Origin of the sequence: Pantoea sp. CTOTU46764 (assembly GCF_031974595.1) — a bacterium.
Classification (GTDB): domain Bacteria; phylum Pseudomonadota; class Gammaproteobacteria; order Enterobacterales; family Enterobacteriaceae; genus Pantoea; species Pantoea trifolii.
The window spans coordinates 1-25275 of record NZ_DALYOQ010000048.1 but is presented as its reverse complement, the minus strand read 5'-3'; the positions used below and the strand labels follow the sequence as shown (position 1 = coordinate 25275).

Sequence of the window (25275 nt, the reverse complement as noted above, 5' to 3'; positions counted from 1 at the left end):
GTTATGGGATGAAAACGCGCCTGTTTTTGGCAATGGGATTACTGGCTTCAACGGCGGCTGCCGCCTCCACTTATCCGCTGACCGTCACCGACATGGACGGCAACACGCAAACCATCAGTAAAGAGCCACAGCACATCATTCTGCAGGATGGCCGCGACATTTTGACGCTGGCGCTGCTGGATCGCGACGACCCGTTTAAGCGTGTGGTGGCGTGGAATAATCTGCCGAAAAAGCAGGACACGCAAACCTGGGATGTGCTGAAAGGGCGCTGGCCGGAAGCGACGAAAATCGTCGATATGGGCTTTAGCGATCAGGGCCAGGTCAATCTCGAAAGCGTGCTGGCGCAAAAACCGGATTTGATGATTGCGCAATTGCGCGCCAAACCGGCGTTGCAACAATCGGGCGTGCTCACGACCCTGAATAATCTCCATATTCCGGTGGTGTTCGTGGATTACGAACTGCATCCGGCGCAGAACACTGCACCAAGTGTTACGCTGCTCGGCAAAGTGCTGAACCGCGAAACCCAGGCCAAGGCTTACACTGATTTTTATCAGCAGAAATTCGCGCGCATCACCCAAGGTGTTGCAGAAGTGAAAAATAAGCCGACGGTGTTTATCGAACCGATCGCCGGGAATAGCGACAACTGCTGCTTCACGCACAGCCACAATGGTTGGGGCGGATTGGTGGAAGCGGTGGGCGGAAAAAATATCGGCTCTGAACTGCTGCCGGGCAACGCCGGATTTGTTGCGCTGGAAAAAATCATCGCCATGAAACCGGATGTTTACATCATGACCGGTTCGAAGCGTCCGAACGCCAATGTGCTGCCATTTGGTTATGGCGTGCAGCCGCAGGAAGTGAAAGCCACCTTCCAGACGCTGTTGAAACGCACTGGCCTGGCGCAGATTGAGCCAGTGAAGCAAGGCCGCGTATACGGCGTTTATCACCACTTCTACAACCATCCGTACAACATCATCGGCATGGAAATCCTGGCGAAAGATCTCTATCCGCAACAGTTTGCCGATCTGAAGCCGAACGCAGATTTCCGCACCATCGTTAAAAACTTCACCACGTTACCGGATAACGCGATCGATTTAAGTTACCCGAACAACCAGTAATAACGGGTTTTCTGTTACGCCCTAAGGTCGCCATTTATGGCGACCGATCCGCTCCATCAACATTCCTCAATGACAACGTTAATTGTTATGTTATAACATAAACCAACACTATGCGTATGCCCATACGCCTTGTGAACGTTGTCATTCAGAGGAGTTGCTATGTCAGCATTAACCCAAAGCCATCATGATTTTAAAAAACTTCCCGTCACCGTGCTTTCTGGCTTTCTCGGCGCCGGTAAAACCACGCTGCTCAATCATATTCTCAATAACCGCGAAGGTCGTCGCGTGGCGGTGATCGTCAATGATATGTCGGAAGTGAATATTGATGCCGCGCTGGTGCGCGAGGGCGGGGCAGAGCTGTCGCGAACCGACGAAAAGCTGGTGGAAATGAGTAACGGCTGCATTTGCTGCACGCTGCGTGAAGATTTGCTGCTGGAGGTGAATCGCCTGGCAAAGGATGGCCGTTTCGATAACCTGGTGATCGAATCGACCGGCATTTCTGAACCGCTGCCGGTGGCGGAGACTTTCACTTTCGCCGATGAAGACGGGCAAAGTCTGTCTGAAGTCGCCTCGCTCGATACCATGGTGACGGTGGTCGATGGCTTTAACTTCCTGCGCGACTATGAATCGAACGAAAGCATTCAGTCGCGCGGAGAATCGTTGGGCGCTGAGGATGAGCGCACGGTGGTGGATTTGCTGGTCGATCAAATCGAGTTCTGCGATGTTATGATCCTCAACAAAACCGACCTGATTAACGAAACGGAAAAAGCGCGATTAATGGCGATTCTGACGTCGCTCAATCCGCGCGCCAACATCATCACCTCTGAATTCGGCAAAGTCGGGCTGGATCAGGTGCTCAATACCGGTTTGTTTAATTTTGATGCCGCCGCACAGGCGCCCGGCTGGCTGCAGGAGTTGCGGGGTGAACACACGCCAGAAACGGAAGAATATGGCATTCGTAACTTCGTGTTCCGCGCACGTCGCCCGTTCCATCCGATGCGATTTTTCCAGCTGATTGAAAACGAGATGCGCGGCGTGGTGCGTTCTAAAGGCTACTTCTGGCTCGCCAGCCGTCCGCGCCATGCCGGTTCATGGTCGCAGGCGGGCGGCGTGTCACGCCAGGGTTTAGCCGGGATGTGGTGGGCCAGCGTGCCCAAAGATCGCTGGCCAGAAGATTCAGAAAACCTTGGCTACATTTTAGAGAACTGGGTTGACGGTAGCGGCGACGCGCGTCAGGAACTGGTGTTTATCGGTATCGACATGGATGAAGCCGCGCTGCGTAACAGACTGGAACATGCGCTGTTAACCGATGAGGAGATGGCGCTCGGTCCCGATAATTGGGCAAAATTCCCCGATCCCTTCCAGCCATGGTTTAATTAATTCGTAGGGTCGCCATTCATGGCGACCTCCTCAATTACGCTGCTCCCAACCACATCGAAACCTCAACCCCATCATTAAACGGCAGTGACATAAACCCTCGGCTGCCGTGCACTAACGCCAGATATTCCGGGCTGAAGTCGGCATCGTCGGCAACAATTAGCGCGCCAGGACGCAAAAACGGCTGCACCAGCGTCACAATCTCTGGGTAAATCGCTTTTGCGCCGTCGAGCACCAGCATATCGATGATGGCCGGTAAATCGCGGCTTAGTGTCTGCAACGCATCGCCAACGCGCACCTCAATCAAATCGCTGACGCCGGCATCGGCGAAATGGTTACGGGCTAACGCCACTTTCCCCGGCTCAAATTCGCAGGTGATGATCTTGCCGCCGCCGTTATCGCGCACCGCTGCTGCCAGATGCAGCGTGGAAATGCCGAACGAGGTACCAAACTCAACAACGGTTTTGGCATTGCTGCTGCGCGCCAGCATATACAGCAACTTGCCGGTTTCACGCGACACCGCCAGCGGGACTTCCTTCAAATGTCCGTAAAGTTCCAGATAATCGGTTTTACTGTGCAGCAGGCGATGTTGTTCGGCGTCAGACATGGTTCTGAACGCATCGTTGGTTGGATGCGCCATATTATCAGCCAGCTCAAACAGGTAATTCAGCAGCGGCGCCAGTGGCGCAGAAGTTAAGGTGTTCATGTTGTTCTCCGGGCATACCAAGTGGATTTTGCTGTACCAACAGAATACGATGAATTATTCGCGTTTCTCTATTCGTGTTTAGAGGATGATGATGTCTGAGCCACGTAACACTAAGATTTCAGAGAGAAAAAGGCCCAAGCAGGCGCGCTCCAGCGAGCTGGTTTCCGCAATATTGCAAGCGGCTACTCAGGTTTTAGAGCTGGAAGGCGCCGCCCGTTTCACCACGGCGCGGGTGGCGGAACGCGCCGGCGTGAGTATTGGATCGCTGTATCAATATTTTCCCAATAAGGCGGCTATTCTTTTCAGATTGCAAAGCGAGGAATGGCAGCGCACCGGCAATTTGTTAGGCGCGATTCTGCGTAATACCGCCAACACACCGCGTCAGCGACTGCACGATCTCACGCTGGCGTTTTTACATTCCGAATGTGAAGAAGCGGCGATGCGCACCGCGCTGAATGACGCCGCACCTCTGTATCGTGATGCGCCGGAAGTGCAGGAAGCGCGAGCGGCGGGTGAAAACGTCATTGGTGATTTTCTGCGTGAAGTATTACCGCAGTCAGAGGAGAGCGAACGGGCGCGCGCCGCAGATTTATTGAACAGTACGCTGGGCAATGTTGGGAAACACTTTTCCGAATCGCCGCGCACGCCAGCGCAGATTCAGGCTTACGCGCAAGAGATGGCGGAGATGTTTTGTGCCTGGATCAGGGAAAAAGGCGCCAATTTACAGTAAAAGATGGACTGGAAATCTCTGAAAGCGGTTAACAAACTCATTATTCACATTCTCAATAATCCACACCGCGAGTAAGCTTAACAAAACCTTTATAGAGCCGAATGAGCAAACGGGAGAGCAAAATGGCAGTGAAGATGATTGCGGTGGATATGGATGGCACTTTTCTCGATGACAACAAACAGTACAACACGCAGCGCTTTGCGCGTCAGTATGCGTTGTTGAAAGAGAAGGGCATTCGTTTCGTGGTCGCCAGCGGCAATCAGTATTATCAGTTGCTGCGCTACTTTCCTGATATCAAAGATGAGATCGCTTTTGTCGCGGAAAACGGCGCCTGGGTTTCTGACAGCAATGAAGAGATCTTCTGTGGTGAACTGGCGCAGGAACGTGTGCATCAAATCCTCGATATTCTCGCTAAAGAACCGGACATCAGCACCGTAGTCTGTGGCCGCAACGGCGCTTACGTGCATACGTCAATGTCCGACGAAGTGATTGCCATGCTGGCGAATCACTACCATCGTCTGGAAAAGCGCGACAATCTCTACGACATCGACGATACCATCTTTAAGTTCTCGCTGAACCTGGCGCACGAAGGCGTTGATGCCTTGATGGAGCGTTTGCACGCGGAGCTGGGCGCGATTGAAAACATCATGCATCCGGTTTCCAGCGGTTTTGGTTTTGTTGATTTGATCATTCCCGGCTGCCACAAAGCGCACGGCATCGCGCTGCTGCAGGAAAAATGGGGCATCGATGATTGTGAAGTGGTGGCGGTAGGTGACAGCGCCAACGACATCGAAATGCTGCGTCAGGCGTGTTACAGCTTCTCAATGGCGAACGCCGCAGCGCCGGTCAGCGCGGTGTCGCGTTACAGAACCGAAAGCAACAATGACGAAGGCGCACTTAACGTAATTGCCCGCATTCTGGCGCGTGAAGTGCCGTTTGGTTGATGAATTTCCAGGTGCGCATAAATGCGCACCTGACTTCGTAGGCGCCATTCATGGCGACCATTAATTAAAATATCCCGCCTCACGCATATCCTGCAGTAATCCCGGCCCACGCGGCTGCCAGTTAAACTTCTCACGCGTCCACGCGCTGGAGGACGGATTATCGGTAGAGGCGAAGAACGCCATCAAGCCTAACCACGCTTTGGCTTCTTCCAGCGTCAGGCTTTTCACCGGCAGCGCTAATCCGGCGCCGATAGTTTCGGCGATCTGACGGAACGGTACACCTTCTTCCTGCACCGCATGCAGAATCGCACCCGGCTCAGCCTTTTCGGCCGCCAGGCAAAACAGTTCAGCCGCATCATCGCGATGTACCCCAGGCCAGCGATTCTCGCCATCGCCGACATATACCGCCGCCCCTTTCTCCTTCGCCATATTGATGATCATCGGAATAAATCCGTGATCGCCTGCGCCATGCACGGTTGGCGGTAAGCGCACCAGCGCCACGCGCACGCTGCGGTCGGCCAACGCCAGCGCGGCGACGTTAGAGTTGGAGCGGGGATGTGCGCCCGCTGCCGGTCTGATTTGTTCGGTGGCGAGACGTCCTGGCGACACTAACGCGGTGCCGGTGGTGACAATTAGCGGGCGATCTGAACCTACCAATACGTCACCCATCGCCAGAATCGCACGCTGATCGACCTCGGCGGCATGATCCATGCGGCTGAAATCGTGAATATAACCGGCATGGATCACGCCGTCGCTCTGTTCAACGGCCTTGCGCAGACCGACGAGATCTTCAAGATCGCCGCGAATCACCTGCACACCTTGCTGCTGCAGTTTTTCGGCGGACGCCTCGCTACGCGCCAGACCTTGCACCTGATAACCGCGTGCCTGCAATTTTTTCACAATGGCGGAACCGATAAAGCCGCTCGCCCCGGTCACAAAAATTCGCATATTGGTGCTCCACTTTTTCAAAGTTGAAGCACTATCATAAAAGTCTGCGACGCGGCGAAAAGTCGTGAGCTTATACAGGTATACGCACTAACAGGATAAAGGCATGACTCAGCAAGATGACAACGTGCTCGGCAACTATCTGCGTGAACGCCGCCAGCGGCTGGATGCGGCGAAACTCGGTTACACCTTGCTGCGCCGCCGCACGCCGGGCCTGCGCCGGGAAGAAGTGGCGGTGCGCGCGTGTGTCAGCACCACGTGGTATACGTGGCTGGAGCAGGGCAGAGGCGGCGCGCCTTCAGAAGAAGTGCTGGAACGTCTAGCCCGCGCATTGGAGCTGAGCGCCGCCGAGCGCGATCACCTGTTTTTGCTGGCGCAAAATCGTCTGCCGGGCGTGACATGGCAAGCGGGCGTGGATGTTTCGCCATCGCTACAGCGCGTACTCGACAGCATGGAGAACACGCCAGCGCTGGTGAAAACTGCAGAGTGGCAAGTGGTGGCGTGGAACCGTGCGGCGACCAAAGTGTTTGTTGATTACGCCGAGCTGCCGCCTGCCCAGCGCAATATCCTGCTGGTGATGTTCCGTAACGAGGAGATGAAAAAGCGTCTGCCGGACTGGCATAAAGTGACACGCGGCATGGTGGCCAACTTCCGCGCGGACGTGGCGCGAACCGGCGCCAGCGAGCATGTGCGCGCGCTGGTGGATGAGTTGTGCGAGATGAGCGACACCTTCCGCCAGCTGTGGCAATCGCAGGAAGTGAGTCAGCATGGCGAAGGTATCAAGCAGCTGTGGCTGCCCGACGAAGGTGTGCTGGAGCTGGAATACAGCACCTTCGCGGTTGAAGGCAAACCGGGTTTAAGTCTGGTAGTGTTTAATCCGCGTCAGCAGCACGATCGGGATTGTGTAGCGCGGCTGATGGCGCGTCCGTAGCGGCGCGATAGTGGGCTTCCATCTCATCCAGCGCCGCCTGATTCTCCAGCCCCCATTGATACATCTGCTCAATCGGTGCCGCGAACGTCATGCCGAGCGGCGTTAATCGGTAATCGACTTTCGGCGGCACCACATCATAAACGTGACGGGCAATCAGGCCGCGCTGCTCCAGCTCCTTCAGCGTTTGAAACAGCATCTTCTTGGAAATTCCCTGCAGGCTGCGCTGCAACTCGCCGGTGCGTGCGCGATGGTTTGGCCAATGATACAGCGCGTGTAAAACCATGCTGCTCCATTTCACCGAAAACAGATCCATCAGTCGACGCGGCGGCGAATCCGCATAAAAAAACAGCTTACCGTCAACCATCGCGGGCATCGTTTGCGCCTCCTGTACGGTTACCAAATGGTAACTACTATCAATTTTGCACCATGTTCACTATAGTCTGCCGCCTTCAGCTAGCCAAAGCCAGTTCATTTCGGAGGCACTATGAAAATCAATGCACTAGTCGCACATGATGCGGCCAAACCGCTCTCTTCCAGCCAGATTGCACTGCGTCCGCTACAGCAGCAGGATGTCAAAATTGAAATTCTGTATTGTGGCGTGTGCCATTCGGATCTGCATATGGCACGTAACGAATGGGCGGTCAGTCGCTATCCGCTGGTGCCGGGACATGAAATCGTCGGACGCGTGGTGGAAACCGGCGCGGACGTAACAAATTTCAAAGCGGGTGCTGTCGTGGGTGTGGGCGTGATGGTCGATTCCTGCCGCGAATGCCATTTCTGTCAGCAGAAAGAAGAGCAATATTGTGAATCTGGCTTTGTTGCAACTTACAACGGCATCGATAAATACACCGGCGACAGCACGTGGGGCGGCTACGCACAGAACGTCGTGGTGGATCAGCACTTCGTGGTATCCGTACCCCAAACCTTGCCATTAGCAGGCGTTGCGCCGCTGTTGTGTGCGGGCGTCACTGTGTGGTCGCCGCTGCGTCACTTTAACGTGAAAGCCGGTGATAAAGTCGGCGTGGTCGGCTTGGGTGGCTTAGGTCATATGGCGGTTAAACTGGCGAGTGCAATGGGCGCAGAAGTCACGCTGTTCACCACTTCCCCGGCCAAAGGTGAAGATGCGCTGCGCTTAGGTGCGTCGCGCGTGGTGGTTTCACGCGATGCGGCGCAGATGGCGGCCGCGCAAACTTCATTGGATTTCATTGTAGACTGCGTCTCAGCACCGCACGATCTCGATCCTTACCTTGCCACGCTGAAAACCAACGGTCGCTTAGTGCTTGTCGGTATTCCCGAGCAGCCGCACCAGTCTCCTAACGTCACACCGATGGTGAATCGCCGTTTGAGCATTAGCGGTTCATCGATTGGCAGCATTCAGGAAACCCAGGAGATGCTGGATTTCTGCGGTAAGCACAATATCACGGCTGACATTGAGTTGATTGCCGGTGAAGCTATCGAAACTGCGTTCGCACGCATGTTGAAGGGCGATGTGAAGTATCGCTTCGTTATCGATATGCAAGCGACCCGCTGGTAAACATTATTAGCCTGCACATGGTTGCAGGCGATTTCACCCTGAAATCGCCTGAGCCTGGCGCAATAACATGCTGATGACGCTGAACTTTACCCGTCATTGTGGATTGAAATTCGCCGGTGCCCTAATGTTACATGATATAGTTACAACATACTGTAATGATTTCTCCCGTAAATTCTGGCCTCGCTTCTATGGTTTGGTTAATCAGGCAACTAAGTTGGTTATAGCTACCTGCAATCAAAGTTAAAACTCTACCTATAAATAGGGTCAGATTAGGAGCAAATTCAGTACGGAGAAGTCATCGTATTAAGCCGGTGGAAACTGACCCAACTGCTGGAACATCGCGAGCCAATCTTCCATATGCCAGGTTGTGGTAACGCGCTCACCATCCAGTAGATGAAATTCATGAAGACGCACGCTAATGCCACGTCCGGTTGGCGCAATGCCCATAAACTCGCCGAGATGCGTGCCTGTGATCTCGGCGCGCACCGCAATCTTCCCTGGCTCTTGCACCATATCGTGCACGATGATGTTGATATCAGGAAACGCCTTAATAAAACTAGCCAGAAGCGGCTTGAAACCTTCGGGTCCCGGACCTTGCCCCGGACTTAAAGGAATATCATTCCAGTCTTGGGTTACGGCTAAATCCAGTAAATCCGGTTTTTTATCACTAAAGGCGCGGTACAGCATTTCTACCGCCTCACGCTCTACTTTAAGACGGTGATTGAGTTCAGTTGTGACATTCATATTGGATCCCTTGCATCATGATTAACGGTGCATCTCACCGACTTGAGCAGTATTCCTGAATCTGTCACTATCAATCAAACAAATGGCCAATATACCGCATTATATAAAATATGAATTTTGATGGGTTCGACCTCAACCTGCTGGTGGCGTTTAATGCGTTGATGCTGGAGCGTAATGTCACTAAAGCCGCCGCCATTGTGGGTGTAAGCCAACCGGCGATGAGTGCAGCTTTATCTCGCATACGGCGCGTATTTAACGATCCGCTGTTTATTCGTAGTGCCGAAGGCTTGCTGCCGACAGCCAAAGCACAAGAGATAGCCGTGCCGGTTGCTGAAGCGTTAGGGCAGGTGAAAAACCTAATGAATCCAACTCAGATTTTCGATCCTGCCACAAAAGCGCGCAGCTTTACCTTGGGATTGACGGAATATCCACTCCATGTACTTTTGCCTTCTTTAACGCAGAAACTGGCTTTATTAGCGCCGAATTGCAGTATTCATGTGCGCTATTTTACCGATCGTGATGAAACCGTAGCCTTATTAGATGCCGGGAAAATTGATATTGCGATTGGCGTGCCACCGACCAAGGCTGAAAACCGGATACTTTCTCATCCGCTATTAACCGATGATTTTGTCACTATGATTGGACGCCACCATGACGTCGCAGAAAAGGGAATCGACCTAAAATCTTTTGTCGCAATGCGTCATATTCTGGTGTCGCCGGAAGGCAATCATTATGGATTGGTGGATCAAAAGTTGCGAGAACACAACCTGGTACGCGATATCGGCTTGACGTTACCCACAATGTTTTCTGTACCGGCGTTGTTACCTGGCACCGATTATATCGCCACCGTGCTAAGTCGTGTGGCAACTCACACAGCAAATCAGACGCTTATCAACGTATTCACGCCGCCCATTGAACTACCAACCATAACCTTCCATCTATTGTGGCATCGTCGCACTCAGCAAAATCCGGCTCATCAATGGTTGCGACAAGTGATCAACGATGTTGCTGCCACTTGTCAAACCTAACAATTTTATCGTGCACATCACGACAACATTTCCAGCGGCGCGTCACATCCTGCAATCACTTCTTGCACAATCCTGAATAAACATTTCCCGTACCGCTCCGATAACTCCCTTACAAACTTTACAAAAACAACAACCGCAGGAGCAGGGAACATGGGGCTGGTATCCCGATTACGTAATGTGCGCATCACGCGTAAACTGTCGGCAGGATTTGGCATCGTGCTGTTGTTAGTGGCACTGGCAACCGGATTGAGCGTGCAGCGCTTCAACGCCATTCATGACATCTATCAGAAAACTAACCTGATTTATGACATCAACATCGAAGTGTTCCAGGCCAAAATTAATCGCCTCAAATATCTTTATGGCGATGACAAATCTGGCCAGGTGATGGCGAACTACGTCACGCATGCGCAACAGCTTACCAGTGAAGCGAAACAACTTTCATGGTCGGATGGCGCCAGAGCGCGGGTGGATGAATTGGGAACTCACCTCGCCAGTTTCCAGAACAGCATTGGCGCCATGACGCAAGCCACGCAGCAACTCAATAGCCTACGCTCACAGCTGGATTCCTTAAGCCAGCAAGACATGACCTCGCGCTACACTCAACTGATTCGCACCCCCGTTACCAATCCTGAACTCACCAACCAAATTTACGAGCAGCTGTTCGCCATTAGCAACGTGCGTGAAGAAGCCTGGGCGCTGCGTTTTAACGTTAGTGATGCGCTGCGTAAAACGTTGGAGAACCATTTTCAGCAGGCGGATCAGGGCATAAAAGCGCTGCTGGCGCAGTTGCCCCCGGAACAGCAGGGCGAATTTACCGCGTTGTGGCAGGACACCGAGAAATTCAAAAGCCTCAGCCTGCAAGCGGCGGATGCCTACGGTCAGCTGCGTACGGCGGAAGATACTGTCAAAGGGGCGGGCGATAAAAGCAGTGCGGCGATCAAACAGATCATCACCATCGTCAAAGCGCGCAACGATGAACTGGCGAACGGATCGGCGGCGATTTCACTGCTGATTGGTGGTCTGGCGATTCTGTTCGGCGTGCTGGTGGCGTGGTACATCATTCGTCAAATCACGCGTCCGGTGTTCCATAACCTGGAGCTGGCGGAGCGCATCGCCAACGGCGATCTGAGTTCGCAATTTGCCACCGATCGCCATGATGAACTCGGCAAGCTGACGTCGGCGATGGGACGCATGAACGAACGGCTGCGCAGCATGATTGGCGATGTGCTGAGCAGCGTCAGCAGCGTGTCGCAGGCGGCCAGCGCGATTAACCAGGGTAACCTCGATTTATCCTCACGCACCGAGCAACAAGCGGCGGCGGTGGTGGAAACCGCTGCCAGCATGGAGCAGCTCACTGCCACAGTGAAAAACAACGCCGCCAATGCGCGTCAGGCGAGTCAGATTGCGGCGGAAGCGTCACATAACGCCAACAAAGGCGGCATCGCGGTGCGTGATGTGGTGAACACCATGGGCGAAATTTCTGACAGCTCGAAAAAGATCGCCGATATCACCGCCGTCATTAATAGCATCGCCTTCCAGACCAATATCCTGGCGCTGAACGCGGCGGTGGAAGCGGCACGCGCCGGTGAGCAGGGACGTGGTTTCGCCGTGGTCGCCAGCGAAGTGCGCAATCTGGCGCAGCGCAGTGCCGGTGCGGCCAAAGACATCGAGCAGTTGATCAGTGAATCGGTGGGACGTATTAGCAATGGCCATCAGCAGGTGGCGCGCGCCGGTGAAACCATGGATCAGATCCTCGGCAGCATCGCGCGCGTAAATGAAATTATGGAAGAGATTTCAGCAGCGTCGGATGAACAGAGCCGCGGCATCGAGCAAATTGCCCGTGCGGTGGGCGAGTTGGATACCACCACGCAGCAGAACGCCACGCTGGTCAGCGCCTCCTCGCATTCAGCGAATTCGCTGGAAGAGCAGGCGATGATGCTGGAGCGATTAGTGGCGCAGTTCCGCTTGCAGGGTACTGCACACTAGAAAACACAGTGGAAGTCGATCAATATCGGCTTCCATTTTCTCACTTTTCATCAGGGTGCGACATTTTTTGTGAGATTGCAGAAGCGCAAGGTAAATATTCTTAAAATATTCCACTCCACGGATAACGTTTCCCGTTAAAATGCAATTCTTGTCGTCCTGATACTTCCCGTGCATGAACTACTACTCACCTGACGATAGTCACCTGAAGCGGCGTTCCCAACGCTTCGTCCGTCGCATGTTTATCATGCGTCAGCTCGGCACGATTTTATGTTTTTTCCCAATCCTCTCAGTACTGATGGAGATGGATCGTGATCTGGCGTTTAGCGCCCTGTTATTTGTGAATGCGTTTCTCTGGCCGTGGTTGGCGTATCGCCGCGCGTTGCGGGCCGAAGATTCCACCACCACCGAACGGCATAATTTAACCCTCGACGCCGCCTTCGGTGGTATTTGGGTGGCGCTAATGGCGCTGAGCCCGCTGCCTTCATTTATCATCATGGCGGTGTTGGCCTCGGATCGTTATGCCGCTGGCGGTGCCGCGCAGTTAATTGCAGCGATGCAGGCATTTATTTGCGGCTTTGTCATGGTATGGCTGATGGATGGCGCAGGCGTAAACCTGACATTCAGTACGCAAACCGTCTGGCTGACCTTGCCGCTCGCGACCTGTTACATGCTGGTACTCAGCGTCACGTCGTACAATCTCACCTGGCAACTGCGCAAACGTAATCGTGAACTGGAACGTATAGCACTGATGGATCCCGGCCTGGAAATTCCCAATCGTCGCCTTTTTGAGCGTCGGCTGGAGAGCGAATTTCTCAGTACGCGCCGTGGCGACAGCGCTGGCTATTTGCTGCTGATGGATCTCGATTATTTCAAATCGGTAAACGATACGTGGGGACACGAAGCGGGGGATTTCCTGCTGGCGGAAATCTCCGCGCTGTTGCGCAATCATGTGGGATTACAGGATATTCCGGCCCGTTTTGGCGGCGATGAACTGGGCCTGATTGTGCATCGTGCCAGCGACGAATCGGTAGTGGCGCTGGCCCAACGATTGCAGGAAAAGATCGCGCAGGTGCGCTTACCGGCGTCGGCGGAGTTTCGTTGCTCGGTGAGTATTGGTATTGCATCGGCAGCGCATGCAGAATCCATTCGTCACTGGCTGCGGCATGCCGATGAAGCGCTGTATGAGGTGAAACGCGCCGGACGCAACGGCGTGCGCTTGTGGCAACCGTCGCTGGCCGGCGCGGCCTGAATCACACGAACTCGGGTTCGCAGTTCACCGGAAAGTTAAGCGAGTTAGCAATAAAGCAGGCTTCGTGAGCCTGATGATGCAATTCACGCGCGCGGTCCGCGTCCGCCGGATCGCGCAGCGCAATACGCGGTTTGAGAGTGATTTGCGTGAATCGCCCGCGCGTGCCTTCAATCATTGTACCTTCCGCCGCATCTTCATAAGCTTCCACCACAATTCCGGCATCAGAACAGAGATGCAGATACCACAATTTGTGGCATGCCGAGGCCGAAGCCAGCAATAACTCTTCCGGATTCCAGCGCGCCGCATCCCCGCGAAACGCCGGATCGGCGCTCAGTGCAACCGTCTCTTTGCCAGCGGCAATCAGTTCCGCGTTGCGGTCATAAGCGGTATAAGATGCGTTGCCTTTACCACGGTTGCCGGTCCAGCGCACTGTGACCTGATAATGGTGCTCCTTTGCTGCCATGTTAAAAGCTCCTTTTTAAATCGTAGGGCCGCCATTAATGGCGCCCCTCTTAATGTACGCTCGAAGCTGGAAAACGCCAGTCACGGTGATTTTCGGTCACCATAAATGGCGACCCTACGAAAATCCCGTCAAACCATTGTAGGGTCGCCATTCATGGCGACCAGGAATCAAACCTGTGCCGCAAACCCTCATTATGCAACTTTCCGCTAGACAACAATAAACGCATAAAAAATAAAGTTACAGACAATATTGCCGATAACTCTTTTCGTATTTATCAAAAGAGTATTCCTTTCCATATTGGTTTAACTTCACTTTTATATTGCTGTTATTAGGTTTAATGTTAAATAAGGATATTATATGAAGTATTTTAGCGCCTTGTTAATCCCCGTAGTTCTGAGCCTTTCAGGTTGCTCTAATTTATTCCCTGAACCCAAACAATTCACACCGCCACCTGCAAGTTCTGATTTTCATCGATGCAGATGGAATTTTCGAGGCGCTATTAGGTAAAATCAGGGAATCGTTAGGGTTTTAGGGTAAATTTAAAATGTTAGAGACAAACCGCCTGATCCTCCGACAGTGGCAGGAAAAGGATTTACAACCTTTTGCCGAACTCAACGCCGATCCTGAAGTAATGAAGTATTTCCCAAAAGCGCTGAGTCGCCAGGAAAGCGACAACGTCGTTGCAAGATTCATGGATATGATTCTATCAAACCAGGGTTGGGGTTTTTGGGCCGTTGAAATGAAAGACTCCGGCGAATTTGTCGGTAGTGTGGGTTTAGCACATCAGCCAGATCGCTTCGACTTTTCACCCTGCACGGAAATTGGCTGGCGAATTAATAAAAAATTCTGGGGGCAGGGAATTGCCAAAGAAGCCGCCGAAGCATCGCTGGCTTATGCGTTTGATGTTTTGCATCTTCCCGAGGTCGTTTCGTTTACCAGCATTCATAACACGCCATCTGAGAATCTGATGAAGCGATTGGGGATGCAGAAAAAAACTACCTTTCTCCATCCCGCATTACCTGCCGATCACGCGCTGGCTAAGCATGTGCTATATAAGATTTCCCACGAGAACTTTATTGACTCGCCTCTCTAAACCCGGCGTCAGTAAATGTCGCCCGCACATGAGGAAGACTCTGCGGATAATTTTGCTGAATAAACTCAATCATCTTTTCCCGCACGTAACAGCGTAAATCCCAGGCGGTGGGGGAATTTTGCGCCGTCATTAATAGTCTGATGGTCATGGTTTTATCGGTGGTATCCGTAACCTGTAGCACCTGAGTTTGTTGATCCCAAAGTTTGGTTTCACTAAGGACTTTTTCAAAATGCTTGCGCAGAGGATCGAGTGGCATGGAGTAATCGAGGTAAAGAAACACCGAACCTAATATTTGGGCGTTATTGCGCGTCCAGTTCTGGAAGGCATTTTCGGTAAAGTAGGTAATGGGCAGAACCAGACGGCGCAGGTCCCAGATACGAACCACCACATACGTCAGGTTGATCTCTTCAATCCAGCCCCATTCATTTTCCACTACCACGGCATCATCAATTTTTATGGGTTGCGTAAAGGCAATCTGAATACCGGCAAACAAGTTAACCAGCGACTTCTGCAGCGCAAAGCCAATGATAATACCGGCAACGCCAGCACCGGCGAGAATGGTGGTGCCGAATTTTCGCACGCCAGGGAAACTAAGGAGAATCAGTGAAAGACACAACGTCACCAGTACGACGATTGCGACTTTTTTCACATACATTATCTGCGTGCGGATTTTTCGCGCGCGAAGGTTATTTGAGAGATTAATATCATAGCGAATGAACAGCATATCCTGCGCCACGTTAATCAATCGAATTATCACAGAGCAGAAGGATAGAATAATAAATATATTAATGGTGGTCGTGATAAAGCTCAGGGAGCCAGGCTGGATATTAACAGAATTAAGCCCTGTACTGATTAACAGCAAAGGTATAAACAGAAACATCGAACCACGCAGATGCTTTTCCAGTGATTTGAACAGTTTTCTGTCACGATTCTGCCAGTAGCGAATAAATCTGAGCAGGATAAATCGCGCCAGAAAACCCACTGCGAGTGAGAGCGTGACAAGTAACACAGCAGGCACCCAAGTTGGCGCACCCGATAACTCATCAAATAATAATGGCATTACTTTCCCTTTTATTAAGCCAACAACCAAGGTTGTCAGATAAGTTAAAAATTCAGTAACCATTCTTTAATCGGTTATCTGCAGATTATTTCTTTACGCTTATCAGTATAGACGCTGTGGCAGGCTTGGTTGTCAGGTGGGCATCAGTCGCCATTAATGGCGACCCTACGATGGATTGGCGGGGATTTTGTAGGGTGCGCATTCATGCGCACCTATTGTGAAAACTGGCAAATCAGTCACTTTCAACGCTATAACTTTAGCTGACTGCCCAAAATAGCATCGGCTTCCTGCAACGTAACATCGAGCCCGGCAGACGGTGTGAAGGTCAATTCACCAAAAATAACGTTACCATTGAGAAGGTAAAAATCAGCGCGGACAAATTTAAAATCCGATGCCAGTTTAACCGCATATTCTTTCATTTCATGGAAACCTTCGGGCATTTTCGGATAACTGTTGGCATTGATTAATTCAACAGTATCTTCAAAGGGAAGCGGGTTCCAGTTCATGTCAAAATAATAGAACTTAGGTTTGCCGTTTTCTCGCTCCATGCAAACCATCACCGCATAAGGTTTTCCATTGAAACAGTAAAATTTGTAATCCTCTGGAAAACCTCCGCGCTCATTCTCAATATATTTTTCGCATAATATTTTTCGGTCTATTTTCTTATACTGCGGTTCAATGAAATGGGATGAGAAATCCTGCTTCAACCACTTATTGAGTTGCTTGTTGGTTTTATCAATGTCCAGTGAAGCTTTGTTGTCACAAATTATGTTATAGCCTGCGCCATGGTTACACTTGAGGGCAAACTTATCGGGTAATGCGCGGTAGTCAATGTCCTGCGGATCATCATACACGCCATAGAGTTGGTTAAGTATTTCACCACACCCTTTCGCTGTAACATACTCCCGCACCTTATACTTATCTGCGCACAACGTATAAATGTCACCTTTTAATTCATTAAATTTAAGCCACTGAATTTTTTCATTGAAATTGATTGGGTTGGTTAAGTTCAGCTTTTTCTTGAACTTAATGTAGTAGTGAGTTTTTGCGCAAAATTCTGGGTACATGTGAGCGCTGATTTTTAATGCGGATTTGACTGTGTGTTTTATCATTTTCATTAAAATTATCTCAGTTTGAAAATGTTAAGATGCATTTTGATGATTGTTTTATTTCTGAAAAAGTAATTGAGTAAAGTGCAAGACAAAATCTCAACGATCAAAAAACAGTATGCAGCCCCATTAATCCCGTAAGAATTAATCATTAGCCAGGATAGCGGTATGGTTAAGACACAGCATAAAAACATCTTTTTAGCCAGGTAACTGTATCCGGACTCTTTTATCATATAGCGATAACAAATTGTGCCTAATGCAGAGAACATCGTGCCAATGATAATAATGGGAATGATATTTACCGAATCCATATACTTATCGCCATACAATAAATGGATAAAGTAAGCACCAAAAATATAGAATCCACCTAAGGCAATAAGCGAAAACAGGATGACAATGCGATTGATTTTAATCAGCAGCATTTCAACGGTGATTTGATCTTTTTCGCTGTAGATCTTTGAGAAGAAGCTTGTTATTAATGCCAGCACGATAAATGACCAGGCACCTCCTATGGTTAACGCGACGCTATAAACGCCCAGGTTTGAGTAAGAGAGAATTTTTGCCAGAAAAATACTCGATATCTGCGTGTAGATGTCCGCAGATAGACTCGACAGAATCAGCGCTCCTCCGGTAAACAGCATATGCCGGTTATACACACCGGCGCCCTTACGATTGTTGTGTACTTTTGTGGTGTAGTTAAAATAGAGGAGACGCAAGATGTAAGGTATCAGCGGGATGAGAATAATCGGCAGGGTGAAGCAGTACACTGGCAGTTTAAAGTGTGAAATATAGAACCGAATCACCAGAGCAACAGATAAGCCAATCACATTAGTGATGGTGTTGATTTTTGATTTTAACTGGGTGTTATTGTAGATGGAAAAGAAGTCCATCACGATATAGTACGTAGCAATACCGTTGGCCACACCAAATAAAAACACAATGATGTCGGTGAAAAAATAGAGATAGATCAACACTGAGCTTGATGACAGCAGGAAGAAAATACGCCGTTGATTTTGCGTGTGCATCGCTAACGCAATTCCTGACTTAGTATTTTCACTCATGCGCTTAAACAGGATGTTCTGACCACCAAACCACGACAGCGTTTGCACAAATATAAATAGAGAAGTCGAAATGTTGATCTTACCAAAGTCTTCAGGGCCAATGTATTTTGCCATCAGTGCATTGATATAGATAAGCCCGATGATATTGACCGACTTTTCTAACATGATCCATATTGAGTTAGAGTACATTGCTCGTTTCTCATATCTATAGCAGTATTGATGATGTTCAACGCGTGTAATGAATCATCCCAATATGAAACTTTTTTGCTATATGCGTTAATGTTATGTTTTATTGCAGCATGGTCATATATAAGCCACACTCAATGTCATATTATTTATTTATACTTGATTAATTTGGTTGACAGTGTGGCTGCTGAAATTGAATTAGTGAAGGGTTTTTTGATTAATCAGATTAATGACGTGCTTTCTCAAATAATGAGTCCATTATTTAATGCTATTCGACTATGGATAATGTGACGATGATCGTTTTTAATAGCGCCAATACTTCCTGATGAAGCCTGCAGACGATATTTACTAATACGGTGGAACTGCGGAGTATATAAACAAGAAGCGCCGGGCAGCTATGCCCGGCACTGTATTGCCGCTTAGCGGAATGAATAGCCCAGATTGACCAGACCGTAGAAGCCGCCAGACTCTCCACCGTGAAGCGCTTCGGAATATCCACCTTGTACGCCGAGCTTAACATTCTCACGTATTTGCGCGTTTACGCCACCGTTCAGGCCGATACTGGTGCCTGAAAGGTCAGTGCGGAATGAAGCCGTTGAATCTGAAACGCCCTGCACAGAGGCTGATACGTTGCTATGGCCACCAAAAGACTGTGTCAGTGAAGGTGTGACCCACCAGAGCACTTTCGCCGGGCTGTTCAGAGGAGCACCGATCCTCAATCCCGCCTGAACGGACTGGCGGCGACTGTCAGACCAGTCCAGTGATGCGGCATCGTCCTGTGCATTATCCAGTGAAATGCCCTGGATGGTGTATTGCAGTTGTGGCTCAAGCGACAGGGTAGGAGTCAGCATGAACGCCTGTCCAGCCTGTGCCGAAGCAAGCCAACCGGTGCCTGATGTCGACAACCGCGTGCCGTCATTGGAGGCCGTGGAAATGCTGTGATGGCTTACCTGCAACAGGCCATCCAAACGCAATCCTTCATGGCTCTGACCTGAAAGATAGGCGCCACCCGTGTAGACGGTATCACGATCGGTGCCCGCTTCACTTTTCCCACCATCACGCCAGACGTCACTGCGCATCAACCCGGTTGCACCGTAAATACCGGCACGCCAGTCGGCAGTGGATCCCGAGAACTGCCAGAGGTCGCCGCCAATTTGCAGGAAGCTATAAGCGCCGCTGCTTTCCGGAACCCCGCCGCCAGTCAGGCTGCCATTATTGTCGTGACGCAACTGACCTGCCACCACGCGGCCCCACATACGGCTGTCCTGGGCATAATGGAAACGTGTATCGGCGGTGCCTGCAACCAGGCGGTCATAATCGAACGAAAGAGCAGGAAGTGCAGCATAGCTCCACATGCCATCACGGTAGTTGACTGTGTTACTGACCGGCGTACCTGTTCCGCTGTCCTGATCCGGTGTGCCTGGCGTTGCAGGTGTTGCAGGCGTGGCAGGTGTTGAGGTACTGATTTGCTGGGAGGTCAGATACCAACTCTGATCGGCATTTCGGTAAAGACTGTAGGAATAGGCGCCTGCTACCAGCGGCTGGTTAAGACTGAAGGCTCCTGAATCTGTTGTTGCGCCGTTAATCGCACTGACCAGGTTGATCCCGTTTCCAGTGGTTTGTGCACCAAGTCCGCCGCGGTTTAGCACTCGCAGACTTGTGCTGCCCGTCGCCTGACCGCCATCAATGATCAATTTATCGGTAGGTGAACTGCTGTTGCCTGCAACGGTATTCAGGGTAATGGTCCCCCCATTGCCAACAAGACTGGTCACGGTGAGCGTGCGAGGAGTGAACGTACCCTGAGGTGCGGCAAAAACAATGCTGCCGGCATTGGTCAGCGTGTCAACCAACGAGTCGCCCGTAATATTCCAGGTACTGCTGCTGTCGATGTTGACATCGGTCGGGTCGATGATACCCGTCAGGCTGGCACTGTTCACCAGAGATAGTGATGTGCCGGAGATCGCCACTATGTCAGTGGTGGCCTGCAAACCATCCATAATCAGCGAACCGGCATTCAGATTCACCTGCGACTGAGCAAGGGTGCCACCGAGCGTCAGCGTGCCGCTTCCGTTCTTAGTCAACTGACCGGTACCAGACAGATTAGTATCCAGGGACATGTCGCTGGCGGTATCGTAAGCTGTCGTACCGTTGTTCACAAAATGATTGTCGGCAAGTGTCAGAATTCCTCCATCAGCTATATTCAGCAGTCCGCCAGCCTGAACGGTGGTATCTGTCGCGGTTCCTCCACTGTTGACCGACAAAAAACCGCCGCTATTAATCATCGCCTGTTTTGCGACGCCGCCGTCAAACACGGAAAGTGCGCCACCGGAGTTAACCGTCGTTGAAATAGCGGTACCGTAAACCTGCTGCTCACCACCGGCATTGGCAGTTGTACCATTGGCCGTGCCTCCAGCCATTACGCGTTGCACACCACCATTATTTACCACACTGCCGGAAGCGCTGCCGTTCACGTACTCGGCGCCGCCCTGATTAATAATGGTACTCTCTGAAGAATCCGTGGCGTCTACGGTTAATGAGCCGTTGTTCTCAAGCAGCACGTTTTTAGCATGGCCTGAGATGATCGAAAATTCGCCCAGCGCGTTTGTGCCGCTTAATGTAGCACCGGTGAAAGTATTGAGACGGCCGCCGGCATTAATGACCAGATCTGTCGCGTTAGCACCCTCGAAAGCATAAAGGGTGCCACCTGAATTAATGGTTGCCTGTGAGGCTGACCCACCAGTAAAAATTTGCATGTAAGCAGCGTCTTTAACGGTGGTGAGGCTTGCGCTGCCGCCACTGTAAACATACTCAGCACCGCCCGAGTTCACCTGAGTGGAGGTGGCGGTGCCGTAGATGCCCTGAGAAGCATTTGCTTCAATAATTGTACCGGTGGAGGAACCGCCGCTACTGACGTACTGGACCCCGCCTGACTTCACTGTGGTATCGATTGCCGAGCCGCTGACCCGCTGCGTCCCGCCTGCAATGACCGCTGACACCGCATTGGCTCCGGAGTAAATAGTCTGGTTCCCCCAAGCATCAATGAGCGCAGATTCACTTGTTCCACTGATAACGTACTCAAGACCACCGGATGTCACGTGGGTCGACTGTGTTGTCCCGCCAAGAACCAGAAGGGAGCCACCGTTATTAACGGTAGTCGATGTCACGTTGCCATAAACTTCCTGCTGTGCACGGCTATTAACAGTGGAGCCCGAAACATGCGCACCAACATAAATGATTTCAGAACCACCATTCAGGATGGTACCGGTGGCGCTGCCGCCGCTGTTTACGTACTGTCTGCCTGAAGAGTTGACAATAGTAGAAACTGCGCTGCCTCCGCTGGAAACAACAATGTTGGAAAGGTTTACGCCGTTACCTACGTTACTGCTGGTCACCAACCCGCCGTTGTTCACGTTCAGGTTTCCACCGCTGATCACCGAGATATTGTTGGCAATGTCTCCGTTATTCAGCGTTAAGCTACCCGAGCTCACTGTCGTGCCATCATAGGTCGTAGCGGCGGCAGTACCTGCCATTCCCATCAGGAGGAGTGTGCCGACGATGCGCTTCACGGCCATCGGTGGTCGCCCACCGCATCCAGCACGTTCTGACGCAACAACCCACGCCTGGCGCGCAGCGCTCCAGACAATTCTGTAAGCCTTATTCATGTCCCTGCCTCTTATAAGTTTTGTTCCCTGCGAGTAAATGTCGATTACGCATGGGTGGTTTAGTTACGTTTTTTGATTTCCACGGATTTGCGCGTCGAGACGGTCAATCACGCCATTTACTTGTCTACCGGTGATAAGCCGGGTGCACTCGAACTGTCGATCAGTTCCCTTGTGACGGGGACACCAGAAGTAGTCCTGGTGATCGAATTTTTCATGCATGCTGTCCCAGCATCCGCTGCAGCCATGGCTGCTGAACACCCGCCAGGGGGTGAAGAACTCAGCGCCTGGCAGCGTGAAGCCGCTGATCAGCACCACGGGAATCTGCGACGCCCAGGCAAGCCATGAGAGGCCGCTGGATAGGCCAATAAAGAAGCTCGCGTGTGTCAGCAGATCCACTCGGTCCTGCAGCGGAAGGTTGCCGGTGAAGTCTTCCGCACCGTAAGGGATGTGATTCCAGACAAAACCGTGGCCTGTCGTTGGGTCGCGATCAATGCAAAGGACTCGGTAGCCCAGCGTTTTAAGGTGTGTTACCACCTCGGCCCAGCCGCGGCCGTTGTTCCAGAATTTGGCCTGGCAGGTTGACTGCACACCAATACAGACGTAGGGCTCGGCGATCGTTCGCGGGGCGCTGAGATTAAGCCGAGGCGCTTCTTCCCGATGGTCGACGCCCAGAATGTGCCCGGCGATACGGTGAAAACCGGTCTGACGAAAATCGAGTGGTTGATGGGTATCGTTCCCGCCAAAAAATAAACCGATGCGGTAAGTGGCATAAGGCGCGCACGCCGCCTCTGCAGGAGTCGAAAAACGAATGTCGGGGTACTGGCCTTCCAGTAGTGTGATGATGTTGGGCGCCATACTGCACTCAAGTCTGCATCCATGTTGAGTGCGAAAGCGTTCGGCGTAATGGAACCACCCTAGCAGGTCACCCAGTGTGCCGACTGGAAATGAAATCAACACATGCTGGTCCCTGAGCGACAGCACTTCATCCAGTAGAGGTGAGGTCTCATCACCACGCCAGACCCGAATGCGAAAGCGGATGTAATACTTTTTAGCAGACGTCACCCAGCCTGCGCTGGATTCGCAGTGGAACAGAATATTGCCTGAATCCTCATCTATGAGCGCAACGCGCCAGCGGCCTTCCGGCAGCAAGACACGGGCACCATCGTTAAAGTCGTAACGAATGCCTGCCGGTCCCTCCCGGCTTGGAAGCATGGGTGCACTAACGAAAGGATATTGTGTCGTCTCCTGAACCTTTGAAAGGGCGTTATGGGCAGCGACCTGCAGAGGGGGATTTTGAGTCATGGCTCAGCCTCTGATTAAAACTGAGCGCACGGAGCGCATCGAGTGCAGGCCACAAGCCGGAGATGAGATGGTCTGATTCATAGATAACCCGCCTTGGGAAATAAGAATTTTCTTACTGGTGTTGTTCTTGAGGATGGTTATCGGAACTGTTTAGTAATTATTTAGAGTGAAAAAAACTAATCATCTGCACCTTTGTTTCGGGCATTGAAGCAGGCCTGCAATGATTTCTGTGCGCCACTGGAAAATGGTTTTTTGTTAACGGAAGTGATAACAGTTTGAAAATTAGAGGGGTTAAAAAAACACACGTAGATGAGATGTTCAGAGAAGCTTAAGGACAATATAGGATCACTTTTGGCAGGCTAATAAGTATGCATCTGACCTGCCAATCCACTCACCTAAAACCCCTTAAAGCGTCAGTCGAATAAACGCCTGAATATCCTCAACAGCTTCACGATGTTTGGCCGGACTAGGACTGATCATCAGGCTGTCGGCATAGCCGTTAAGCATGGCGCCGAGCTGGCGTGTAAAACGTCCGCTTTTAACAGGCCGGTAAATACCTTGAGCAATCCCTTCCTCAACGATGGTGGTGATGAAATGGGTCCACTTATTAATAAACAACTCTGCTAGATCAGCAAAGGCTTTATCGCGCCCCGCCATCTGCCAGAGTGAGCCGTAAAGCTGCCAGACGGCGTCCGGGGCATCCGGCAAATAGTTTTCAATGGCAGTATTGAGTTTGTCAGCAGGTAGCGTTGATTCAATGGATCGCGAAAAGTCATCCAGCTCGTTCTGCAAATACCTTGTCAGAGCTTCGATGCATAGCGTCTGCCAGTCGCTGAAATAATAATAAATATGGCTACGGGAGATTGATAGCCTTTCGGTGAGTTCGCGCGTTGAAACGTTCTCGATACCTTTCTCTATGAATAGCGCGGCAGCGCCCTCCAATATGCGCGCTTTTAACGCTTCCCTGGTTTCTTTCATATTGCGGCTCCGTTGACTTTGAGCAGTTGCTCAAATAGACTTCTTATCAGAATTTGAGCATTCGCTCAAATTAATATTAACAGAAATTGATCCTATGCAAACGCATGAAATTATTGAACCGGTCAACGTTACCGGCAGCGCGGTTAATACCCTTAAAAACATTGGACGCCGTCATTACAGAAAGCTTTTCTTTACCTTATTGCTGGTTATCGCCGAAAACGTGACCTATCTGCTTTATCCATTGCTGGCCGGTTTTGCCATCAATGCTATCGTCGCAGGTAAGGCATGGCATGCCGTATTTTATGCCCTGATGGTTTTTACCATGTGGGTGATTGGTGCCGCCAGGCGCAGCCTTGATACGCGCACTTTCGCGCGAATTTATGCTGAACTGGCGGTGCCGGTTATCGTGGCCCAGCGTCGGGAAAATCACAGTCATTCAACCATCGCCGCCCGTGTTGCGCTTTCAAGGGAGTTCGTCGACTTCTTTGAAAAACATCTGCCAGTGTTGATTACTTCCCTGGCTTCTATCACCGGGGCGGCGTTAATGTTGCTGGCGATTGAATTCTGGTCGGGCATCGCCTGCCTGGCCGTTTTAGTGTTCTTTTCGTTTTTTCTGCCAGGTTACACCAATAAAAATGAGGCCCTATTTTTCCGGCTTAATGGTCGGCTTGAAAAAGAAGTGGGCTTTGTCAGCAGTGCCCCGGTGGCCTCTTTGAGCAGACATTATCGGGTGTTGGCGGGGCTGCGTATCCGCCTGTCCGATCGCGAAGCGATGGGATATCTTTCGATTGGCGCGGTCACCGCTGTATTGTTTGCCATGACCATTTTCGCCATGGCTTTACGCGGTGGGACCGATGCCGGCCATATTTATTCCGTCATGACTTATCTCTGGATGTTCGCGATGAGCCTTGATGATGGGCCCCAACTGCTGGAGAAATATTCCCAGCTGAAAGATATAGGGAAAAGGGTGAAGACTGATCCTATCTGAAGCCGCTGAAGGACGGCAACCGCTCGATCCCGTAGATACCGTCTTGCCAGTTATCTGGCAAGACATATTTCGGCGTCGAACGGG

Annotated in this window: 22 protein-coding genes; 11 read left to right on the top strand and 11 right to left on the bottom strand. The window is 51.3% G+C overall.

From position 1 onward, the window contains the following. The first annotated feature begins 8 nt into the window (after positions 1-8). Together RTM06_RS15535 and zigA are read left to right on the top strand one after the other, a co-directional pair. Positions 9-1115: an ABC transporter substrate-binding protein gene (locus tag RTM06_RS15535; protein ID WP_312183375.1), complete on the top strand. Its 1107-nt coding sequence runs from the start codon at positions 9-11 to the stop codon at positions 1113-1115. A gap of 159 nt (positions 1116-1274) precedes the next feature. Beyond that, positions 1275-2495 (top strand): zinc metallochaperone GTPase ZigA, encoded by a 1221-nt coding sequence (gene zigA / locus RTM06_RS15530; RefSeq protein ID WP_312183373.1) that lies wholly within the window; start codon positions 1275-1277, stop codon positions 2493-2495. A gap of 34 nt (positions 2496-2529) precedes the next feature. On the opposite strand, the gene RTM06_RS15525 is transcribed toward zigA, so the two are convergent. Continuing rightward, positions 2530-3198: an O-methyltransferase gene (locus tag RTM06_RS15525; RefSeq protein ID WP_312183372.1), complete on the bottom strand. Its 669-nt coding sequence runs from the start codon at positions 3196-3198 to the stop codon at positions 2530-2532. A 91-nt stretch (positions 3199-3289) separates the two neighbouring features. Here RTM06_RS15525 and RTM06_RS15520 point away from each other — a divergent pair, with 91 nt between their 5' ends. Next, entirely contained in the window at positions 3290-3928 is a 639-nt protein-coding gene (locus RTM06_RS15520; RefSeq protein WP_312183370.1) for a TetR family transcriptional regulator, read from the top strand. Positions 3929-4050: 122 nt separating this feature from the next. Further along, on the top strand, positions 4051-4872 hold the full coding sequence (locus tag RTM06_RS15515) for a Cof-type HAD-IIB family hydrolase (RefSeq protein ID WP_256699006.1): 822 nt from the start codon (positions 4051-4053) through the stop codon (positions 4870-4872). 60 nt (positions 4873-4932) lie between these two features. On the opposite strand, the gene RTM06_RS15510 is transcribed toward RTM06_RS15515, so the two are convergent. After that, on the bottom strand, positions 4933-5820 hold the full coding sequence (locus tag RTM06_RS15510; protein ID WP_312183368.1) for an SDR family oxidoreductase: 888 nt from the start codon (positions 5818-5820) through the stop codon (positions 4933-4935). Between the two features lie 103 nt (positions 5821-5923). Here RTM06_RS15510 and RTM06_RS15505 point away from each other — a divergent pair, with 103 nt between their 5' ends. Beyond that, a complete protein-coding gene (locus RTM06_RS15505) occupies positions 5924-6748 on the top strand; it encodes a helix-turn-helix transcriptional regulator (protein ID WP_312183366.1) in 825 nt (274 codons plus the stop codon). On the opposite strand, the gene RTM06_RS15500 is transcribed toward RTM06_RS15505, so the two are convergent. After that, a complete protein-coding gene (locus RTM06_RS15500; protein WP_256699002.1) occupies positions 6690-7121 on the bottom strand; it encodes a winged helix-turn-helix transcriptional regulator in 432 nt (143 codons plus the stop codon). The genes RTM06_RS15505 and RTM06_RS15500 overlap by 59 nt on opposite strands. Before the next feature lie 111 nt (positions 7122-7232). Between RTM06_RS15500 and RTM06_RS15495 the strand changes: the two genes are divergently transcribed. Beyond that, positions 7233-8282, top strand: coding sequence for an NAD(P)-dependent alcohol dehydrogenase (locus RTM06_RS15495; protein ID WP_312183364.1), 1050 nt, complete (start codon positions 7233-7235; stop codon positions 8280-8282). A gap of 303 nt (positions 8283-8585) precedes the next feature. Here RTM06_RS15495 and RTM06_RS15490 read toward each other — a convergent pair whose 3' ends face one another. After that, complete coding sequence (locus RTM06_RS15490; protein WP_293792441.1) at positions 8586-9026, bottom strand: ester cyclase; 441 nt, start codon at positions 9024-9026, stop codon at positions 8586-8588. Positions 9027-9136: 110 nt separating this feature from the next. Between RTM06_RS15490 and RTM06_RS15485 the strand changes: the two genes are divergently transcribed. The 3 genes from RTM06_RS15485 (at position 9137) to RTM06_RS15475 (ending at position 13289) form a co-directional block, all read left to right on the top strand. Then, a complete protein-coding gene (locus RTM06_RS15485) occupies positions 9137-10054 on the top strand; it encodes a LysR family transcriptional regulator (RefSeq protein WP_312183362.1) in 918 nt (305 codons plus the stop codon). 150 nt (positions 10055-10204) lie between these two features. Next, complete coding sequence (locus RTM06_RS15480; RefSeq protein ID WP_312183360.1) at positions 10205-12040, top strand: methyl-accepting chemotaxis protein; 1836 nt, start codon at positions 10205-10207, stop codon at positions 12038-12040. A 172-nt stretch (positions 12041-12212) separates the two neighbouring features. Beyond that, on the top strand, positions 12213-13289 hold the full coding sequence (locus tag RTM06_RS15475) for a diguanylate cyclase (protein WP_312183358.1): 1077 nt from the start codon (positions 12213-12215) through the stop codon (positions 13287-13289). Position 13290: 1 nt separating this feature from the next. Here the strand turns inward: RTM06_RS15475 and RTM06_RS15470 are convergent, their stop codons facing one another. Continuing rightward, a complete protein-coding gene (locus RTM06_RS15470; protein ID WP_312183356.1) occupies positions 13291-13752 on the bottom strand; it encodes an OsmC family protein in 462 nt (153 codons plus the stop codon). A gap of 544 nt (positions 13753-14296) precedes the next feature. On the opposite strand from RTM06_RS15470, the gene RTM06_RS15465 reads away from it, so the two are divergent. Beyond that, entirely contained in the window at positions 14297-14845 is a 549-nt protein-coding gene (locus tag RTM06_RS15465) for a GNAT family N-acetyltransferase (protein WP_265301819.1), read from the top strand. Here RTM06_RS15465 and RTM06_RS15460 read toward each other — a convergent pair. The 6 genes from RTM06_RS15460 to RTM06_RS15435 all read right to left on the bottom strand — a co-directional run bounded on the left by RTM06_RS15460 (position 14826) and on the right by RTM06_RS15435 (position 24203). After that, positions 14826-15905 carry a mechanosensitive ion channel domain-containing protein gene (locus RTM06_RS15460; protein WP_312183394.1) on the bottom strand — a complete coding sequence of 360 codons (1080 nt, stop codon included), beginning with the start codon at positions 15903-15905 and terminating at the stop codon, positions 14826-14828. The two genes, RTM06_RS15465 and RTM06_RS15460, sit on opposite strands and share 20 nt — an antisense overlap. Before the next feature lie 248 nt (positions 15906-16153). Beyond that, positions 16154-17023 (bottom strand): ATP-grasp fold amidoligase family protein, encoded by an 870-nt coding sequence (locus RTM06_RS15455; protein ID WP_293792436.1) that lies wholly within the window; start codon positions 17021-17023, stop codon positions 16154-16156. Positions 17024-17028: 5 nt separating this feature from the next. After that, a complete protein-coding gene (locus RTM06_RS15450; protein ID WP_256698994.1) occupies positions 17029-18264 on the bottom strand; it encodes an oligosaccharide flippase family protein in 1236 nt (411 codons plus the stop codon). 416 nt (positions 18265-18680) lie between these two features. Continuing rightward, entirely contained in the window at positions 18681-21923 is a 3243-nt protein-coding gene (locus RTM06_RS15445; protein WP_312183352.1) for an AIDA repeat-containing protein, read from the bottom strand. Between the two features lie 63 nt (positions 21924-21986). Then, positions 21987-23135: an autotransporter strand-loop-strand O-heptosyltransferase gene (locus RTM06_RS15440; protein WP_256699158.1), complete on the bottom strand. Its 1149-nt coding sequence runs from the start codon at positions 23133-23135 to the stop codon at positions 21987-21989. Between the two features lie 495 nt (positions 23136-23630). Then, on the bottom strand, positions 23631-24203 hold the full coding sequence (locus RTM06_RS15435) for a TetR/AcrR family transcriptional regulator (RefSeq protein ID WP_312183350.1): 573 nt from the start codon (positions 24201-24203) through the stop codon (positions 23631-23633). Positions 24204-24297: 94 nt separating this feature from the next. On the opposite strand from RTM06_RS15435, the gene RTM06_RS15430 reads away from it, so the two are divergent. Continuing rightward, a complete protein-coding gene (locus RTM06_RS15430; protein WP_256698991.1) occupies positions 24298-25191 on the top strand; it encodes an ABC transporter six-transmembrane domain-containing protein in 894 nt (297 codons plus the stop codon). The last annotated feature ends 84 nt before the right edge of the window (positions 25192-25275 follow it).

Coding starts and splice junctions, on each gene's coding strand:
- RTM06_RS15500 (WP_256699002.1), bottom strand. CDS start 7,121: ATGCCCGCGATGGTTGACGGTAAGCTGTTTTTTTATGCGGATTCGCCG.
- RTM06_RS15485 (WP_312183362.1), top strand. CDS start 9,137: ATGAATTTTGATGGGTTCGACCTCAACCTGCTGGTGGCGTTTAATGCG.
- RTM06_RS15475 (WP_312183358.1), top strand. CDS start 12,213: ATGAACTACTACTCACCTGACGATAGTCACCTGAAGCGGCGTTCCCAA.
- RTM06_RS15470 (WP_312183356.1), bottom strand. CDS start 13,752: ATGGCAGCAAAGGAGCACCATTATCAGGTCACAGTGCGCTGGACCGGC.
- RTM06_RS15490 (WP_293792441.1), bottom strand. CDS start 9,026: ATGAATGTCACAACTGAACTCAATCACCGTCTTAAAGTAGAGCGTGAG.
- RTM06_RS15455 (WP_293792436.1), bottom strand. CDS start 17,023: ATGAAAATGATAAAACACACAGTCAAATCCGCATTAAAAATCAGCGCT.
- RTM06_RS15495 (WP_312183364.1), top strand. CDS start 7,233: ATGAAAATCAATGCACTAGTCGCACATGATGCGGCCAAACCGCTCTCT.
- RTM06_RS15480 (WP_312183360.1), top strand. CDS start 10,205: ATGGGGCTGGTATCCCGATTACGTAATGTGCGCATCACGCGTAAACTG.
- RTM06_RS15510 (WP_312183368.1), bottom strand. CDS start 5,820: ATGCGAATTTTTGTGACCGGGGCGAGCGGCTTTATCGGTTCCGCCATT.
- RTM06_RS15520 (WP_312183370.1), top strand. CDS start 3,290: ATGTCTGAGCCACGTAACACTAAGATTTCAGAGAGAAAAAGGCCCAAG.
- RTM06_RS15460 (WP_312183394.1), bottom strand. CDS start 15,905: ATGCCATTATTATTTGATGAGTTATCGGGTGCGCCAACTTGGGTGCCT.
- RTM06_RS15525 (WP_312183372.1), bottom strand. CDS start 3,198: ATGAACACCTTAACTTCTGCGCCACTGGCGCCGCTGCTGAATTACCTG.
- RTM06_RS15445 (WP_312183352.1), bottom strand. CDS start 21,923: ATGAATAAGGCTTACAGAATTGTCTGGAGCGCTGCGCGCCAGGCGTGG.
- RTM06_RS15505 (WP_312183366.1), top strand. CDS start 5,924: ATGACTCAGCAAGATGACAACGTGCTCGGCAACTATCTGCGTGAACGC.
- RTM06_RS15465 (WP_265301819.1), top strand. CDS start 14,297: ATGTTAGAGACAAACCGCCTGATCCTCCGACAGTGGCAGGAAAAGGAT.
- RTM06_RS15535 (WP_312183375.1), top strand. CDS start 9: ATGAAAACGCGCCTGTTTTTGGCAATGGGATTACTGGCTTCAACGGCG.
- RTM06_RS15430 (WP_256698991.1), top strand. CDS start 24,298: ATGCAAACGCATGAAATTATTGAACCGGTCAACGTTACCGGCAGCGCG.
- zigA (WP_312183373.1), top strand. CDS start 1,275: ATGTCAGCATTAACCCAAAGCCATCATGATTTTAAAAAACTTCCCGTC.
- RTM06_RS15440 (WP_256699158.1), bottom strand. CDS start 23,135: ATGCTTCCAAGCCGGGAGGGACCGGCAGGCATTCGTTACGACTTTAAC.
- RTM06_RS15515 (WP_256699006.1), top strand. CDS start 4,051: ATGGCAGTGAAGATGATTGCGGTGGATATGGATGGCACTTTTCTCGAT.
- RTM06_RS15435 (WP_312183350.1), bottom strand. CDS start 24,203: ATGAAAGAAACCAGGGAAGCGTTAAAAGCGCGCATATTGGAGGGCGCT.
- RTM06_RS15450 (WP_256698994.1), bottom strand. CDS start 18,264: ATGTACTCTAACTCAATATGGATCATGTTAGAAAAGTCGGTCAATATC.